The organism is Rhodococcus sp. KB6 (assembly GCF_001445685.1).
In the GTDB taxonomy this organism is placed as follows: Bacteria; Actinomycetota; Actinomycetes; order Mycobacteriales; family Mycobacteriaceae; genus Rhodococcus_F; species Rhodococcus_F qingshengii.
Map to the genome: position 1 here is coordinate 1 of NZ_LNAK01000152.1, position 262 is coordinate 262.

The 262-nt window shown below is 61.1% G+C and carries 1 protein-coding gene; it reads left to right on the plus strand.

Features of this window, described 5'->3' with window-relative positions:
• On the plus strand, positions 1-262 hold a 262-nt coding region (locus ASU23_RS34985; protein WP_301336408.1), incomplete at both ends, for a DUF6301 family protein.

A 262-nucleotide genomic window follows, 5' to 3' on the forward strand; every position in this document is an offset into this window, starting at 1 on the left:
CCCTTCTGCGCACAGGCTGGATGGGAGGTCGTTGAATTGGATCAAACCGGCGCCTCGATTCGGACCGGACTCCGTGTCGGTCGGCCCGAATCGATAATGTTCGGGCGGCAACACAGAATGGATTGGATCTCGATCTTCGTCTCGGACGTGGCAGATGATGCTACGCCCATGACAGTGGTGCGCCCGTTGCTGGTCGAGGGGTTCACGAACCTCGATGTGGCATTTACCGCGCTCCTGGGGACAGCCACGAGCGCCGAACCCG